General features: G+C 57.8%; 14 protein-coding genes and 1 pseudogene. 9 read left to right on the plus strand and 6 right to left on the minus strand.

Annotated features, from left to right (window positions below; translation table 11 throughout):
* Together KF767_17165 and KF767_17170 are read right to left on the minus strand one after the other, a co-directional pair.
* A partial coding sequence (locus KF767_17165) for an aminotransferase class V-fold PLP-dependent enzyme (protein ID MBX3019622.1) occupies window positions 1–717 on the minus strand: 717 nt, incomplete at its 3' end.
* Entirely contained in the window at window positions 717–1,313 is a 597-nt protein-coding gene (locus KF767_17170) for an NAD(P)H-dependent oxidoreductase (protein ID MBX3019623.1), read from the minus strand. The genes KF767_17165 and KF767_17170, both read right to left, overlap by 1 nt.
* A 142-nt stretch (window positions 1,314–1,455) precedes the next feature.
* Between KF767_17170 and KF767_17175 the strand changes: the two genes are divergently transcribed.
* On the plus strand, window positions 1,456–2,193 hold the full coding sequence (locus KF767_17175; GenBank protein ID MBX3019624.1) for a PilZ domain-containing protein: 738 nt from the start codon (window positions 1,456–1,458) through the stop codon (window positions 2,191–2,193).
* Here KF767_17175 and KF767_17180 read toward each other — a convergent pair.
* Window positions 2,174–2,917 (minus strand): hypothetical protein, encoded by a 744-nt coding sequence (locus KF767_17180; GenBank protein ID MBX3019625.1) that lies wholly within the window; start codon window positions 2,915–2,917, stop codon window positions 2,174–2,176. The two genes, KF767_17175 and KF767_17180, sit on opposite strands and share 20 nt — an antisense overlap.
* 134 nt (window positions 2,918–3,051) lie before the next feature.
* On the opposite strand from KF767_17180, the gene KF767_17185 reads away from it, so the two are divergent.
* From KF767_17185 to KF767_17205, 5 genes and pseudogenes are all read left to right on the plus strand, one after another.
* Window positions 3,052–3,192, plus strand: coding sequence for a hypothetical protein (locus KF767_17185; GenBank protein MBX3019626.1), 141 nt, complete (start codon window positions 3,052–3,054; stop codon window positions 3,190–3,192).
* Window positions 3,193–3,226: 34 nt separating this feature from the next.
* The gene (locus tag KF767_17190) at window positions 3,227–4,264 is read left to right on the plus strand and encodes a TIGR01212 family radical SAM protein (GenBank protein MBX3019627.1); all 1,038 of its coding nucleotides are present in this window, start codon (window positions 3,227–3,229) and stop codon (window positions 4,262–4,264) included.
* A gap of 646 nt (window positions 4,265–4,910) precedes the next feature.
* Window positions 4,911–7,247: pseudogene (locus KF767_17195) on the plus strand (ribonucleoside-diphosphate reductase subunit alpha).
* 285 nt (window positions 7,248–7,532) lie between these two features.
* A complete protein-coding gene (locus tag KF767_17200; GenBank protein ID MBX3019628.1) occupies window positions 7,533–8,531 on the plus strand; it encodes a ribonucleotide-diphosphate reductase subunit beta in 999 nt (332 codons plus the stop codon).
* Between the two features lie 15 nt (window positions 8,532–8,546).
* A complete protein-coding gene (locus KF767_17205; protein ID MBX3019629.1) occupies window positions 8,547–9,164 on the plus strand; it encodes a hypothetical protein in 618 nt (205 codons plus the stop codon).
* Between the two features lie 12 nt (window positions 9,165–9,176).
* On the opposite strand, the gene KF767_17210 is transcribed toward KF767_17205, so the two are convergent.
* The 3 genes from KF767_17210 to KF767_17220 all read right to left on the minus strand — a co-directional run bounded on the left by KF767_17210 (window position 9,177) and on the right by KF767_17220 (window position 13,098).
* A complete protein-coding gene (locus tag KF767_17210) occupies window positions 9,177–9,752 on the minus strand; it encodes a hypothetical protein (protein ID MBX3019630.1) in 576 nt (191 codons plus the stop codon).
* A gap of 183 nt (window positions 9,753–9,935) precedes the next feature.
* Window positions 9,936–11,426 (minus strand): SMC-Scp complex subunit ScpB, encoded by a 1,491-nt coding sequence (gene scpB, locus KF767_17215; protein MBX3019631.1) that lies wholly within the window; start codon window positions 11,424–11,426, stop codon window positions 9,936–9,938.
* 103 nt (window positions 11,427–11,529) lie between these two features.
* Window positions 11,530–13,098 (minus strand): segregation/condensation protein A, encoded by a 1,569-nt coding sequence (locus KF767_17220; protein MBX3019632.1) that lies wholly within the window; start codon window positions 13,096–13,098, stop codon window positions 11,530–11,532.
* A gap of 241 nt (window positions 13,099–13,339) precedes the next feature.
* Here KF767_17220 and trpS point away from each other — a divergent pair, with 241 nt between their 5' ends.
* The 3 genes from trpS (at window position 13,340) to KF767_17235 (ending at window position 15,500) form a co-directional block, all read left to right on the plus strand.
* Window positions 13,340–14,323: a tryptophan--tRNA ligase gene (gene trpS / locus KF767_17225; GenBank protein MBX3019633.1), complete on the plus strand. Its 984-nt coding sequence runs from the start codon at window positions 13,340–13,342 to the stop codon at window positions 14,321–14,323.
* Window positions 14,324–14,524: 201 nt separating this feature from the next.
* Entirely contained in the window at window positions 14,525–14,986 is a 462-nt protein-coding gene (locus KF767_17230) for a hypothetical protein (protein MBX3019634.1), read from the plus strand.
* Window positions 14,987–14,990: 4 nt separating this feature from the next.
* Window positions 14,991–15,500, plus strand: a complete 510-nt coding sequence (locus KF767_17235; GenBank protein ID MBX3019635.1) for a hypothetical protein — start codon at window positions 14,991–14,993, stop codon at window positions 15,498–15,500.
* The last annotated feature ends 152 nt before the right edge of the window (window positions 15,501–15,652 follow it).

The following is a 15,652-nucleotide window of genomic DNA, read 5'->3' on the forward strand; positions in this document are numbered from 1 at the left end:
GTAGGTCATCGCGCCGACCATGAGCGGCTCCAAATCCTCGAGCCGATCTTCGCGCAAAAGCAGATAGCCCACGCCATGTCCGGACATCATCCACTTGTGCCCGCCGCCCGCCGCGGCATCAAGACCCGAAGCCTGAAAGTCGAACGGGATGACGCCGGCCCCTTGGATAATATCCGCGCAGGTGAAGATACCCCGCGACCGGGCGAGCGTCGTGAGTTGTTGCAGGTCGATCCGCGCGCCGCTGCGGTACTGAACCCAGCTGGTCGCGATGATTTTGGTGCGCGGGGTGATCGCCCGTTCGATCGACTCGACCGGGGTGGAGAGATCCTTGCCGGAAGACACGACGACAAGTTTCGCCCCCGCTCTTTTCGCGGCGAGCGCCCACGGATAGTGATTCGAAGGATACTCCTGATCCCAAACGATGATCTCGTCGCCCGCCTTTAACCGGTAACCCAACGCCACTTGCGAAAGGGCCGCGGCGGTCGTTTGGAAGTAGGCGATCTCCGTCGTTTTCGCGCCCAGAAAACCCGCGAGCTCTTTCTTTGCGGCTTCGAGTTCAGGATGAAGCTTGAGCCAGGAAAAAGCGGCGTCAGTGAAATACGCCTCTTCGCAAAGACGCAGCTTCTCAAGCGCCGGACGGGACAACAGACTCTGTCCCGCATGGTTGAAGTGTAAAAGGTCCGCCGAGCGATGAAACTGGGACTTGAAGCGCTCCATTAGCTTTGCACCGGCATGGGCGGAGTCCGGTTTTTCAAGACCGAGAGCGTATCCAGCTGCTCGCTTTCCAACGCGCGCACGAATTTCTGAAAGCCGGTCGCCTGCTGATCCAGAAGATCGGCGAGCACGGGTTGCGAGAAGGTCGTGCCGTCGAAGACGCGCCAGATGTTCTGCAGGAACACCCGCTGCGGAAAGTTAAAGGTGTTTCGGTAGCCGAGGCTGGTTTGCAAATGCTCGACCGAACGCATTCCGCCGAAGAGTCCGCCGAGCCCGATATAACAAATGGGCCGGTGCTCGAAAGTTTCGGGGTATTTCCAGTAATCGACGAACACTTTCAGAATGCCGGGGTACGAACCGTTATACTCGGGGATAACGATGATCAGCCCGGTGGACTGGTCGACCTTATCGATGGCCTCGCCCCACGCCCCGGTGATTTTGCCGCCATACTGAAATCCATCGAGGTCCGCTTTCTTCAGCTGCGCCAGATCGATGATCTCGACGGTTTCGCCTTTACGGGCGTAAAGAGCCTGCACGTACTTAGCCACTTGAAGCGTTTTGGAGCCGGGCCGATCGGTCCCCGCAATGATGTATTTCATCGCCCGAAGGTACCTTCTTCCGTAGGGTTTCGCAAACGCGTCATGACGTTATTGCTCGCGCGAATGACGCAGATGCGACACCATGGGGAGGAAGGCCCCTTCAACAAAACAGAGAAGAAGGTCCCTTCGGGAGGGAGACAGCATGAACGGACGGAAGTGGTTCATCCTGGCGAATGAGCAGGTGCGTGGTCCCTATGACCGGGAGGGGTTGGATACCGCGGTCGCCCAGGTCACGAATCCGCTCATCTGGGGTCGTGGTCAAAACGAGTGGCTGACGCCTGAGCAGTTCGAGAAAATGCTGATCGATCTGGAGTCCACCGTGAACCGTCAGCGCCTGCAGAACGAGCGCGAATGGCGCATCCGTTTAGGCGATCAAGAGCTGCGTCCCATGTTCTATTCGCAGATGATCGACTACCTGAAAAACCAAGCCGATCTTTCGCAGTTTTTGATTTGGACCGACGGTTACAACGAGTGGAAAGAGATTTACCAAATCCACAAGATCATGGATGACCTCGGCGTCAGCCGACGCCGGCACCCCCGCGTGCCGATCATGGGCTCGATCGAGGCCGAAGGGACCAAAGGCCGCTTTTCCGCGCGCGCTCTTTCGATCTCGGAGGGCGGACTGGGGGCCACCGAAGCCCCGCAAACCCATATCGGCGATCAGTACAAAGTGATCTTGAAAAGCCCGAACCTGTTCGCCCCGCTGCACGCGACGATCGAAGTGGTCTTCGCGGGCCATGACGGCTACGTCGGGATGAAATTCACGGGACTTCCCAGCGAATCCCGCAGCGCCATCATCGAGTACGTGAAGAAATTCACGAATGCCGGGACCGGTACCGCCGGTCACACCAACACGGGCATCACGACCGGGGACCGCTAGCGCCGCTTCCCCGGTAAGCTCGCGTCGAACTTCTTTTGTTCGCGAAGCCCTTTTGATCGACGACCGTGAAGCCCGCGCGCGCCAGCGCCCGCTTCAGATTGCCGTTGCGCGCGTAGGTCGCAAGCTCGCAGAACTCAAGGTCCGCGCGACCGAAACATGCGACCAGGAAATCCTCGTCCCAAAGCTCCGGCGAGGTCTTCCGACTGAAGGCATCCCACAAAAAGCCCGTCACCCCTTGCGGCAGCTCTTCGGGCCGCGAAAGTCGCGCCTCGAAAATCAGATTCGCGCGGGAGCCCGCCCCCGTATAGATCTCGCGCACCTCGGCCGGACGAATCCCGAAGCCCACGCAGATTTTCGCGTAAAGCGGCGCGAGCGCCAGATCGTCGCGCCCTTGTAGCCAAAGCGCGAAGGATGCGCGCAAGAACTCGTCGGCCTCGAAAGTGTGAAGCGCGAAATGGTGCCCGGGATTGTCCCGCGCGAAAGTCGCCGCCAAGATTTCGTTGTAGGCCAAGCCCGTCCCCAGCGACACGAGAACCGATCCTTGAGGCCGCGCGAAGTTGGCGGCCAGGACCGGCGCGTAAACGTAGTTCGTCTCGGCGAGGGCGCCCCCCGCGTGGTGCATCGCTTCGGGACCCTCGGGGCCCTGGAAGCTCAATGTGGGACTGCCGTCACCGGTGGTGATTTCGTGAAAGTGCGAAGGCAGTCGCGATAAATCGAGGCTCATGCGGAGGCCATCCTTTCCTGAGACGACTATCCCCTTTTTGCGCTCGAGTCATCAAGACCATCGTCCGATGAGATCTCTTTGAGATGTCCACGACCAGGAACGGATCTTGGTTCAGGCTTTTTCAAGGAGGATTCGTGAGCCGTAAATTGCGTTCCGGGATCTCGGTGATACTGATGATGTCCGGACTTCTGATCTTCTTTCAAAACTGCAGTCCGCCGGCCTCTATTGTCGCCAAGGCCGGGAGCCCGGGGCCTTCTTTCGCGCTGACGGATTGACGCCCGCCCGGCCCCCGTGGGACGACGGGGGCTCATGATCCTGACGCCTTCCGACCTTCCCTACCGCCCGATCTCGCAAGCCTACCAGATGAGGTTCGGCGCCCGCGTCTACAAGGTGCCGGTCTCGGTCGCCGACGACTGCCCGAACCGCAAGGGCCTGCGGGGCATGGAGACCTGCTCGTTCTGCGACGTTTGGGGTTCGGCCGCGCACTCGGAGTCACTTTCGATGAAGCTCGCGGATCAGATCAAGCTCTACCGCGAAAACATCCGCCGTAAATTCAAGGCGGCGAAGTTTTTGATCTACTTTCAGGCCTACACGACGACGTTCACGAAAATCCAAGAGCTGCGTGAGGCTTTCGAGCTCGCGGTGAACGATGACGACGTCGTGGGTTTTGTCATCGGCACCCGCCCCGACTGCCTGTCGAAATCCGTGATCGATCTGTGGCAAGAGTTCCACGAACGCAAATTCGTCGCGGTGGAAGTCGGCGTGCAAAGCTTCAACGCGTTTCACTTGGAGTTCATGCGCCGCGGACACACGGCCGAGCAGTCGTTGAAAGCCATCGAACGGATCGCGCGCGAAACCGACGTCGACCTCGGCATCCATTTGATCTTGGGCTGCCCGCGCGAACCGGACTCCGAAATCATCCGCATGGCCGAGATCTGCAATTCGCTTCCGATCACGAACGTGAAGCTGCACAACCTGCACGTGCTGAAACAAACAAAGCTCGAGACCTGGTACCGTGATGGACTCTTCGAGCCGGTCGAGCTCGAAGAGTACTCACGTCGCGTGGAAGTCCTTCTGCAGCATTTGTCGCCGCGCATTTTTGTCCACCGATTGGCGGCTTACGCCTCACGTCGGGAGGAGCTCGTGGCCCCCGAGTGGGTTGCTCACAAAATGAAATCCCACCAAGCCATCGTTCAATATTTAAGGTCGCGCGGCTCCTATCAATCGCAGCGCTTCCAAGCTGAAAGCCCTCTCGATCAAGCCCTTCAGCGGGACCTCGCGATGAAAACCGGCAGCGGAACTTCGGGCCTCACGGCTCCGTTACAGACTTTGTCACTTTCCCTTTGATCATTTGCTGTGCGCTTGCGATTTCCGCTTTTGAATGCTCGCGTTCACGCATTGACTTTGTTTTTTCCCTCGGAAAACCTTGAAAGCGCGGCCTTTCGGTTCGTCGCCGTTTCCTGTCAAGACCTTTATCGGGCGTGCTTCAGACCTCAGCATTGACACTGGACCTCTCAAAATATTTTGCGAAAAGTTTTTTGACTCAGCGGTGGAATTCAGACACCGTTAACTTGTTGACCGATCGGCCTTATTGATGAGGCCACTGAGGACAACCACTAGATCTAGGGTAAAGCCCACGGATCTAGGGGCTCTTCAGGATTCCAGGACGGAGCCCAACACGAGACGCACGAAGTGCCACCCTCGGCCAAACAAATTAGGGGACTCGACAAACCGGCTCGCCGGAGGTCTAGTCACCTCCTTCGTTCTGGCAGAGGCCAACTCTTTGTCTGCGGACTCGCGAGTCTTAGGCCAATACAGAAGAGACATTATAGACCACGAACTGAACGGATTTTTGAAACCGTCTGAACGTGAGAGGGGAAAAGACTTGGGACCAAATCCCAGGCCTTAAGGGGCTCCTTTCGCTTCAAACGTGCTTTGAAGAGCTTAAACCAGCGCCGGAGACATCACCGGTCTGGACAATGAGGGGGAACTCATGAAGACGACCACGGAAGCCAACGGAAATGGCTACACCCAAGGATATCTCTCGAACGAATTCGAAGGCGGCGCTCATCAGCCGCACGTCATGCGCGTCCGCAAGCGTGACGGCAGCCTCGAACCCGTCGACGTCACCAAGATCGTCGAACGCGTCACCAGCTGCTGCCAGGGCTTGGCCCATGTCGACCCGCTTCGCGTGGCCACCAAGGCCATCAGCGGCCTGTACGACGGCGCCACCACCAAGGAACTCGACAACCTTTGCATCCAAACCGCATCGCTTTTGATCGGTGAAGAACCCGAGTACTCGCGCCTGGCTTCGCGCCTTTTGACCATGTACATCGACGAAGAAGTCCGCTCGCAGAAGATCAAGTCGTTCGCCGACTCGATGCTATACGGATTCAACAACCAGCTCATCGCGGAAGCGACTTATAAATTCGTCGAGAAAAACAAAGCGGCCCTCTCCGCGGCGATCGAGCCTTTCCGTACGGATCGTTTCGAGTACTTCGGTCTGCGCACGATCTATGATCGTTATCTTCTGAAAAACCCGAAGAGCCGTCAGGTCTTCGAGACGCCCCAATACTTCTTCATGCGCGTCGCTTGCGGCCTGGCCGAAAACGTCGAAGAGGCGATCGAGTTCTACCGTTTGATCTCGAGCCACGACTACCTCGCGTCGACCCCGACCCTTTTCAACTCGGGAACCCTGCGTCCCCAGATGTCGTCGTGCTATCTCTTGGATTCGCCCGAAGACGATTTGAAATCGATCTACGACAAATACACCGACATCGCGATGCTTTCGAAGTTCGCGGGCGGGATCGGCGTCGCTTACTCGCGCGTTCGTGCGCGCGGCTCGCTCATCAAAGGCACCAACGGTCACTCGAACGGGATCGTGCCTTGGCTGAAAACTTTGGATTCGTCGGTCGCGGCCGTGAACCAAGGCGGAAAGCGCAAGGGCGCCGCTTGTATTTACCTTGAAACTTGGCACGCCGACATCGAGGAGTTCCTTGAGCTTCGCGACAACACCGGTGACGAGGCGAAACGCACGCACAACCTGAACCTGGCGAACTGGACTCCGGATCTTTTCATGAAGCGCGTGAAGGGCGACGAGATGTGGTCTTTGTTCGACCCCCGTGTCGTTCCGCACTTCGTGGATCTTTACGGCCCCGCCTTCGAAGAGGCCTTCGTTGAAGCGGAAAAACAAAACCTTTTCGTGAAACAGATCAAAGCCCGCGACCTCTACTCGCGGATGATGAAGACCCTCGCCCAGACCGGAAACGGCTGGATGACCTTCAAAGATCCGTCGAACATGAAGGCGAACCAAACCGGCAAGCCCGAAAACGTGATCCACTTGTCGAATCTTTGCACCGAGATCCTGGAAGTGACCTCGAACAAAGAGACCGCGGTTTGCAACCTGGGTTCGGTGAACTTGGGCCGTCACGTGAACGGCAACCGTTTCGATTTCGAAAAACTCGCGCGCACCGTCCGGACCGCGGTGAAGTATCTCGACCGCGTGGTCGACATCAACTTCTACCCGATCGGCACCGCGGAAGATTCGAACTCGCGCTGGCGCCCGGTGGGTCTGGGACTCATGGGTCTGCAAGATGCTTTCTTCCAACTGCGTCTGCCGTTCGACTCCGCGGAAGCGCGCGAGCTTTCGGCCCGCGTCCAGGAAGAGATCTATTACAACGCGCTTCTGACCAGCTGCGAGCTCGCCGAAAAGCACGGCCCGCACAAGTCGTTCGAAGACACGCGCGCGGCGCAAGGCATGCTTCAGTTCGACCTGTGGGGCGTGACGCCTTCGCAGCCCGAGCGTTGGAATACCCTCCGTGAGCGCATCAAGAAATCGGGCGTCCGCAACTCGCTTTTGATCGCGATCGCGCCCACCGCGACCATCGCGTCCATCGTGGGCTGCTACGAAGCGACCGAGCCGCAGATCTCGAACCTCTTCAAACGCGAGACCCTGTCGGGTGAATTCCTGCAGATCAACCGTTACCTGGTTTCGGAATTGAAGGCCCTGGGCCTCTGGAACGAAGACCTCCGCAACGAGATCAAACTCGCCGAAGGTTCGATCCAGAACATCGATTCGATCCCGCAGGAGCTCAAAGAGATCTACCGCACGGTGTGGGAAGTCCCCATGCGTTCGTTGATCGACATGGGCGCCGAGCGCGGCGCGTACATCGATCAGAGCCAAAGCCTGAACTTGTTCATTGAATCGCCGACCATCGGAAAATTGTCGTCGATGTATATGTACGCTTGGGAAAAAGGCCTGAAGACGACTTATTACCTCCGCTCGCGTCCCGCGACCTCCATCGCGAAGACCACGACGAAGAAATCCTCGACGGGAGTGGCGGCCAACACCGCGGCGCCCGCGATGGATGCGGCTTCCGCATCAACCGCCCCCGGCACCCGCGAAGAGCTCGCGGCGGCGGTCGCGGCAAAAGCAGAGGCGAAAGCCGCGACCGGCAACGTCAACGGCGGTGAATCGGAAATTCCCGCGATGGCCGCTTCGACCGAGAAGAAAACCTACTCGGAGTCGGAAGTCATCGCCTGCTCGCTGGACAATCCCGAAGCCTGCGAAGCGTGTCAGTAAACCCGGGACTCTTTTAAAAGATTTGAGGAAAATATGATTTTAGATCCTGGCTTTAACCTGACCCTACGCCCGATGAAATATCCGGTTTTCTACGAGATGTACAAAAACGGCATCAAGAACACCTGGACCGTGGACGAAATCGATTTCTCGACGGATCTGGCCGATCTGCAGGGAAAGATGAAACCCTCGGAAAAACACCTGATCAACCGCTTGGTCGCGTTCTTCGCGACCGGCGACTCGATCGTGGGCAACAACTTGGTCCTGAACCTTTACAAGCACGTGAACTCGCCCGAGGCCCGTCTGTACCTGTCGCGCCAACTCTACGAGGAAGCGCTTCACGTTCAGTTCTACCTGACGCTTCTCGACAACTATATTCCCCACCCCGACGAGCGCGCGAAAGCCTTCGCGGCGGTGGACAATATTCCGTCGATCCAGAAAAAAGCGCAGTTCTGCTTCAAGTGGATGGATTCGATCAACGATCTGGAGACTCTCCGGAGTCCCGAAGACCGTCGTAAGTTCATCATGAACATGACCTGCTTCGCTTCGTGTATCGAAGGAATGTTCTTCTTCGCGGCGTTCGCCTACGTTTACTTCCTGCGTTCGAAAGGCCTTCTGCAGGGGCTCGCGAGCGGAACGAACTGGGTCTTCCGCGACGAAAGCATGCACATCGCCTTCGCGAACGAAGTCATCCAGACCGCCCGCCGCGAAGAGCCCACGCTTTTCAATGCGCAGATGTCGGATATGGTCGTCCAGATGATGGAAGACGCCATCGATTGCGAAATGGGTTTCGCGGCGGACATCCTCGAACACGGGATCGCGGGCCTGTCGATCAAAGACATGCGTCAGTACCTGGAGTTCGTGGCCGATCAACGCCTGGAAGCGCTGAATATCGCTCCCCGTTTCCACTCGAAGAATCCGTTCCCCTTCATGGAACTGCAAGACATGCAAGAGCTCGCGAATTTCTTCGAGCGTCGCGTGTCCGCTTACCAGATGGGTGTCTCGGGCGCCGTTTCGTTCGACGAAAGCTTCTAAGAAGGCAGAGGGTGTATGCGCATTTGGCGTGATTTCACCCTGCTGGCCCTGGCCCTGATGTTCGCTTACGGGGGTGGCTACTATTTCGGTCGCCACCCCGAATCCCTGCGCGAGCTCGTCAGCTCGAAGTCTCTGGTCATCGCGACCACCGAAGACCGCATCCTCAATCGTGAAGTGCAGAATTGGCTCGAAGACCGCTGGGGTCATTCGATCATCGTGCTTTTGATTTCCGAGACGGAAATTGAAAGTCGTCTGGCGGATTCGGATTTGATTCTGGCCCCCCTAACGACCCTCAAACCTTATGAAACACAGCTCAAACCCCGCCCCGAGAACCTTCCTCTAGAATGGGTGGATCCGGACTTCTTGATTCAAGGGGATCAAACCATCCCGCTTCTGTGGAAGCTTGTGAAGGTCGACGAGCGTCGGCAGAAACTCGTGAAGCTCGCGCTCGCCTGGACCCCGAAAAGCGAAGATCATCCCGAGCTCGTGCGCTGGTTGCTCAGCCGCAACGCCCAGTCTTTGATGTCCAAAGACTCAAGCTACTATCCCGTGCGCCTGGATCTGCTGCAGGACCCGCAAAGCGAATACCCGCGCCTGCGCGCGATCCCTCTTTCCGATTTGATCTGGGAGTGATTCCGCCCCGAATCAGGGGCAGAAGTTACCGCTTCCCGTTTTGACGACGAATTGGAACGTCATCGGGAAGATCGGCGCGACCGCGGCGACCTCGAACTGGGAGGTGTTCTTACGAAGCGCGAACAGCCGCGCGTTCAAACGGAACTCACCGAAGCACGAGGCTGAAGTACAAGACGGCGAACTCACGACGCCCTCGGTGGAGATACTTCCGTCTTTGATCGAAATCGGCGGCCGCGGAATGATGATCGTAAAGCGGCCGTTCTCACAGCGCGACTCGGTCAATTCACGCTTCGTCATCCCCTGGAAGAAGACGTCGTTCCCGGCCGCATCGGTGATGTAGTACTCGATATAGTTGTCGCTGGAGTCGCCCGGCTCACAGATCCCGCCGATTTGGATATGGTCGTTCGTACACTCCATCACGGGACGCGTGGTCTGCGGGGTCATGTAGCCCGTGGAAGACTCCACCGAAAGCGTTTGCGCGCAGGTCGAGTTCTCTTCGCAGTTATTGCCGTAAAGGGATGAGCCGTTCGAGTATTCCGAACAGTTTTGGAACTGGGTCGCGATCAAACCCAGAACGAAGGCCGTCATTATGAATCGAATGATTGGACGCATTCCGATTCCCCCAGAATCCCCAAAAGACATGAATCCATTGTGCCGGATTTCGGCGGTTTTCGCTAGATTCCGGTCGCATCCGCACCCCGACCCGTCTTGAAATGAGACGGGGACCCGAAGGTCCCCGTCCGTAAAGCTTTGAATGCGATTAGAGGCGAATTAGGCCTGGGCTTCGGGCTCGCCGTCAGCTTCTTCGTCGTCATGGTACGGGACATTCAGGTCCTGATCGAGGGAGATATCCTCCTCTTCGTCAAAGCGAACCGGCGCGTCCTCGTCCTCTTCGGAATCGATGGAAAGGGCACTCAGCTCGCCCGCGATCGAACGGGCCTCGGCGTCTTCTTCCAGAATTTCTTCCGCGTCTTGCACCTCGAGCGCGACCGAAGCCTCGGCATCGGCGCTGAGTTCCACCGCGACCGCACCGTCGGCGATGGCGTCCGCCTGCGCGTCGGACTCGGCCTCACCCATGGTCCCCGCCGTTTTTTTATTCTTCACGTTCGCGAGACGCGCTTTTTCTTTTTGCGTCGCGATCGCGGCGAGTGTGGTGCCCGAAGCGAGCGCTTCGTCGTAACGCTGCAGCCAGTTTTTATCGCGGGTCGGGATCTCTTCACCCAACATCACCGCTTCGCGCAGGTTCGTCGCCTTTTCGGCGTCGCGCGATTCACGCTGCTTGAGTTTTTCTTTTTCGAAAAATTCCGAGGACACGTCGATGTCTTCGAGCGTCGCCGAAATTTTCATCAGCTCTTCTTCGCCGTCCGAATACGTTCCGACCAACGCCTGGGACATTTCGTCCGTCACGTCGGCAAGCTTCGGTTTATTTTCGCCTTCATCTTCACCAATGCCTTCCGGCAGCAGCTCGTCGATCTGCGAAAGCGTCGGGAGTTCCTTCAGATTGCGCAGCCCGAAAATCTCCAGGAACTTTTTGCTTGTTCCGTAAAGCATAGGGCGCCCCGGGAAATCGGATTTGCCCTCGAACTGCACGAGGCCTTTTTCCATGAGCGCGCGCAGCAAGTGCCCGCTTTCGACGCCCCGAATGTCGTCGATCTCGGATTTGATGACGGGTTGTTTGTAGGCCACGATCGACAGCACTTCCAGCGCCGGTCCCGACACCTTGAAGGGACGAACTTTAAGGTTCCGGGTCAGGAACTTCATATTGTCGAGCTTCGTGCGCAGCTGATACCCACCCGGCACTTCATCCAGACTGATACCGCGGCGACCTCCGGCATATTCGATCGACAAGTTCTCGAGCGTGCGACGGATCATCTCGCTTTTGATGTTCGTGCCCTTGAAGGTCATTTTGAACGTCGCAAACGAGATAGGACGATCCGAAGCGAACAGCATCGCTTCGATGATCGACTCCAAACGTTCGTCCTCGATGAATTCCAGTTCATCGATTGCCGCCGACTCGAAGCCCTCAAGTTCTGAGCCCTCGAGTTCTTCCGCATGGGCGGCAAGTTCTTCTTCGTTTTCTTCGGCGGTACCCGCCGCTTCGATCATTTCCTCGAAGACGTTCTTGTCGTCGAGCGCGGCGGTTTCGCCACCGTCGTCTTCGACGGCATCGGCCGCTTCGAGCTCATTCGCCGCTTCTTCTTCGGCGCTCAGTTCTTCGCTCTCGGGGGCTTCGGCCGCGAGCTCTTCGGCGTCCGCGGTCATTTCAGCCTCCGCCGTCACTTCAACATCCTCGACCGCGACTTCGGTTTCGGCGATGAGTTCGGCTTCTTGAGCTTTGGCCGACTTTTTCGGTTTCTTGGCTTTCTTAGACTTCGACATCGCGGTTCCCCTCATTTTCTTTTTCATTCAAAGTGTCGGGCGTGGTTTCACCCTCGACCACCGGCGCGGCTTCCGTCGATGCCGTCAGCTCCGAATCGAAGACGCTGGCGCCGGCGAAACGCGACGCCTCGTGAACGGCCGCCCCTGCGGGCGCCGTTTCGGATGGCGCTTCAACTTCGACCTCGGCCTGGATCATTTCCGGAATGGCCTCGACCGCTTCAAGCGCGGTCTCTTCATTTGATTGCGTTGATTCCGTCGCGCTCATTTCGAGCGCGACGGGCTCTTCGATTTCGATCGGCGCAAGCTCTTCCACAACTTCAAGCGCAAGGTCATCCGCAACGTCATCCGCAACGTCGCCCGAAAGCTCTTCGCTCGCGGTCATCTCGCTCGACGCGAGGTTCATGACCTCAGCTGCCGATTCTTCCGCGACCATCACCGGGACCGCGGGCAGCTCGATCGCGTCGAGATTCGGATTGATCATCTCGCCCACAGGAACCGCCGGCGGCGCCTCATCCAAGACCACGCCGTCAAGCGCAAGCTCTGCGGCGAGGATCTCGTCGTCGCTGGCGATCTCGTCCGGTGCGAGTTCCGCTTCCAGGTTCTCTTCGTCGCCCTCTTCGCGCAGGACGAAGTCGCCGTCGCCTTCAGTCGGCACATTCGTGTCGGCGTTCGTGCCAGCGTTCGTATCAAACGCGAGCTGCTCCGGACCCGAAGCCTCTTCCGGCACCATGTCGACCCGCAAAGGCTCAAGGCTCGCGGCCGCATTGCCTTCTTCGTTGTGTAGACTTTCGTACTCTTCGACGCTCGAAACCGCGGCGGCTTCGATTTCTTTCGTCGCTTGAATGTGGATCTCTTGATAGGTGTCGCTCTGGAACAGTCGAACGAAGCCCATCTTCGCGAGCTCCAGCGCCGACAGGAACGTGATCAGAACCGCGCGACGTTTTTCTTCGCCGGGTTTCGCGTTCGGGTCGACGAGCGTCGACATCGCCACCCGCAGGCCCACGATCAGGCGATCTTTGATCTCGAGAATCCGGCTCGCGATCGATTGCGCTTTCGCCGCGACTTTGTGCACGCGCTTCTGGGCGGCACGGTACATCCGACGGTAGGACGTGATCAAAGAGTAGAGCGCGTTCTCTTCGAGTTCGATCTCTTCCAGAATACGTTCTTCGAATTTCTCGCGCGAGCCGCGCGCCCAGACGTCCCGCCCCAGGATCGGACGGTCGTAGAGCATTTTTCCGGCTTCTTGATATTTTTGATACTCGAGCAGGCGCTGCACGAGTTCTTTGCGGGGATCTTCGGATTCGACGATCTCGCCCTGCTCGTTGTACTGCGGAAGGAGCATGCGCGATTTGATCTGGATCAACGTCGACGCCATCGCGATGAACTCGCCGGCGACCTCAAGATCGAGCTCTTTCATCAGGCGGATGAACTCGAGGTACTGAGCCGTAATGCGGTGAATCTCGATGTCGAAGATATCCATCTCTTCCTTGCGGATGAGATACAGAAGGAGCGCGAGCGGCCCCTCGAATTTAGGCAGTTGAATTGTGAGGCTCAGCGTCGAAGTGTTCATTCCGGCCTATCGCAAAAAGGAATTAAAGTTCACCCTCGGGGTGTTCCAATAGCTCTTTGATTTCACCGGGTTTATTTTGTTCTCCCGGGATGCGACATCCTGCGCCTTCAAATCGACTAGACCCTCGATTGAAGCAAGGGGACATCGTGATTTCAACTCGATTTTTTAGGAAATTCACTCGGGCTGCCGACTTGCGCGGAGCGACGCGGACGGTTATGTTGGCGGGATGACCAAACCTGTAGTTTTAAGCGGTTCGACGACATCCGGTGTTCTGACGTTAGGCAATTACATTGGCGCCCTGGGTCCGTGGACCGAGCTGATGAATGACTACGAATCCTACTTCATGGTCGCGAATCTGCACTCACTCACCTCGTTTCAAGATCCCAAAGAACTCAAAGAACGCACGGTGAGTTTCTTCGCGCAGTATTTGGCGCTAGGCTTGGATCCGAATCGCGCGACGATCTTTCTACAGTCGCAAGTGCCCGAGCACGCGGAGCTGACTTGGGTTTTGACCTGCCAGACGCCGCTCGGTCAGCTTGAGCGCATGACGCAGTTTAAAGACAAGTCCGCCAACCAAAAAGAAATCCGCGCGGGCCTTCTGATGTACCCGGTCCTGATGGCCGCGGACATTCTGCTTTATCAACCGAAGTACGTTCCGGTCGGTCAGGACCAAAAGCAGCACATCGAACTGTGCCGTGATCTCGTCGACTACTTCAACAACAAGTTCGGCCCGACCTTCACGCACCCCGAGCCGATGATCCCGAAGGTCGGCGCGAAGATCATGTCGCTGCAGGACCCGACTAAAAAGATGTCGAAGTCGGACACGGATGCGCACGCGACCATCTCGATCCTCGATGATCCGAAGGTGCTCGAGAAGAAATTCAAACGCGCCGTCACGGACTCGGGAACCGTCGTGAAGTACGCGACCGAAAACCCCGGCATCGCGAACTTGATGACGATCTACTCGGTCCTTTCCGGAAACTCCTACGAAGCCATCGAGAAAGAGTTCGAAGGCAAGATGTACGGACACCTGAAGATGCGGGTCGCGGAAGTCGTCATCGAGAAACTCAAGCCCGTCCAAGAAAAGCACCGCGACCTCATGAACAACCGCGATCACCTCGAAGCCCTCATGAAAAAGGGCGCGGACCAGGCACGGGCCCGCGCCGCGAAGACCCTTAAGATGGTTTACGAGCGCGTCGGACTCCCCTGATTCAGAACGAACGTTTCTTTTTGCCTCGCGATCTTTTCAACACCCGGGTTCCACGGCCCCGGGCGGGGCTAAGCTCTTCTATTTTCGACATTTTCGCGCTCGCGGTCTCAACCTGGATCACCATATTTTAGACTCCGAGCCCCGCCTGCGCGAAGAAAACGCGTCCTCACGCGGGCACGCCTTCTGCAATGTGATGCAGTTATGAAAAGCACCATTGCCGCACTTCTCACTCTGAGCTTCCTTGCCTTCAATCCGACAACCCAAGCCTTCGCCGCCAGTAAGATCACCAAACCGATCACCACGCCCGTGGTTAAGACACCGATCGTCGTGCAACCTAAAGGCAGCGTGATCAAGACCTCTGCGGGACAATTCACGGCGCCTTGCACCCTCACCGCTCAACAGATCACGGAGCTCAAACGCCTTCCTTTCAATCTGGGACCGACCGTGGCGATCGCGATGTGCGCGGACCTCAAACGCCTGACGGCCGTGCCGACGAGAGCCTCCTGCCAAGCGGCTTACAATCAAGCGAAAAAAGACATCGAGCAGAGCCACCCGGGCCTCGTCAAAATCCTTGGCGCATCCCTCGCGGGAACCTTGCGTCTCAACGCGCTGAAAACCCAGCTCGCCCTTTACGAAGCTTGCCTGAAGAAGGCGAAAAACTAAAAGTATGCGATCCGCTTTCGGCGCGCTCCTCGCTCTCATCTTGATCGGCCTTTTCCTGCGGAGCGAACACGCGCCTTTGGCCGTCACACCTTCGCCGAAGACACCGGTGAGCGTGCTTCCAACAACTACCGTGACGTCATCGCCTCCGCGCCCCGAAACAACGCGCGCGCGGCACGTCGACTCCGTAAAGAGCCTCGAGCACGCGAACACACCCCCTGCCGACGCAACCACACCCGAAGAGCACTTCGCGCAAGAGCGCGATTGGCTCGAACGGGAAGACGCGGAACACGAGAGCCTCCTTCGGCGCTCCGGCCATTCACCGGAAGATCTCGACCGTCTTCGCCAGGGAGAGGAAAACTATCTCGTCCTTCTGCGCGACTGGGCAGAGACGCCCCGACACCAAGATGCGGAGCGCGACTCGCAAGAGCGGATCCAGCTTCTGCAGGAGTATCTGACGTGGTCGACCGCCATCCTCACGCGTCCCCACGCGGGAACAACCGAGCCCGGGGAATAAAGCCCCTGCGTAACCCCCGCCCCGTCTCGGTTCGCGACGCGAACTTCTGGTCGCTTCCGTCGTCTTCGACGATCATCCCGGCACAGGCCCTGGATAAAACCGCCGGGAGCTGGCCCAGATCATCAAGGATCTCAGCGCCGAGATCCATCTCG

The sequence above is a fragment of the Pseudobdellovibrionaceae bacterium genome, assembly GCA_019637875.1.
In the GTDB taxonomy this organism is placed as follows: Bacteria; Bdellovibrionota; Bdellovibrionia; order Bdellovibrionales; family Bdellovibrionaceae; genus JAHBUW01.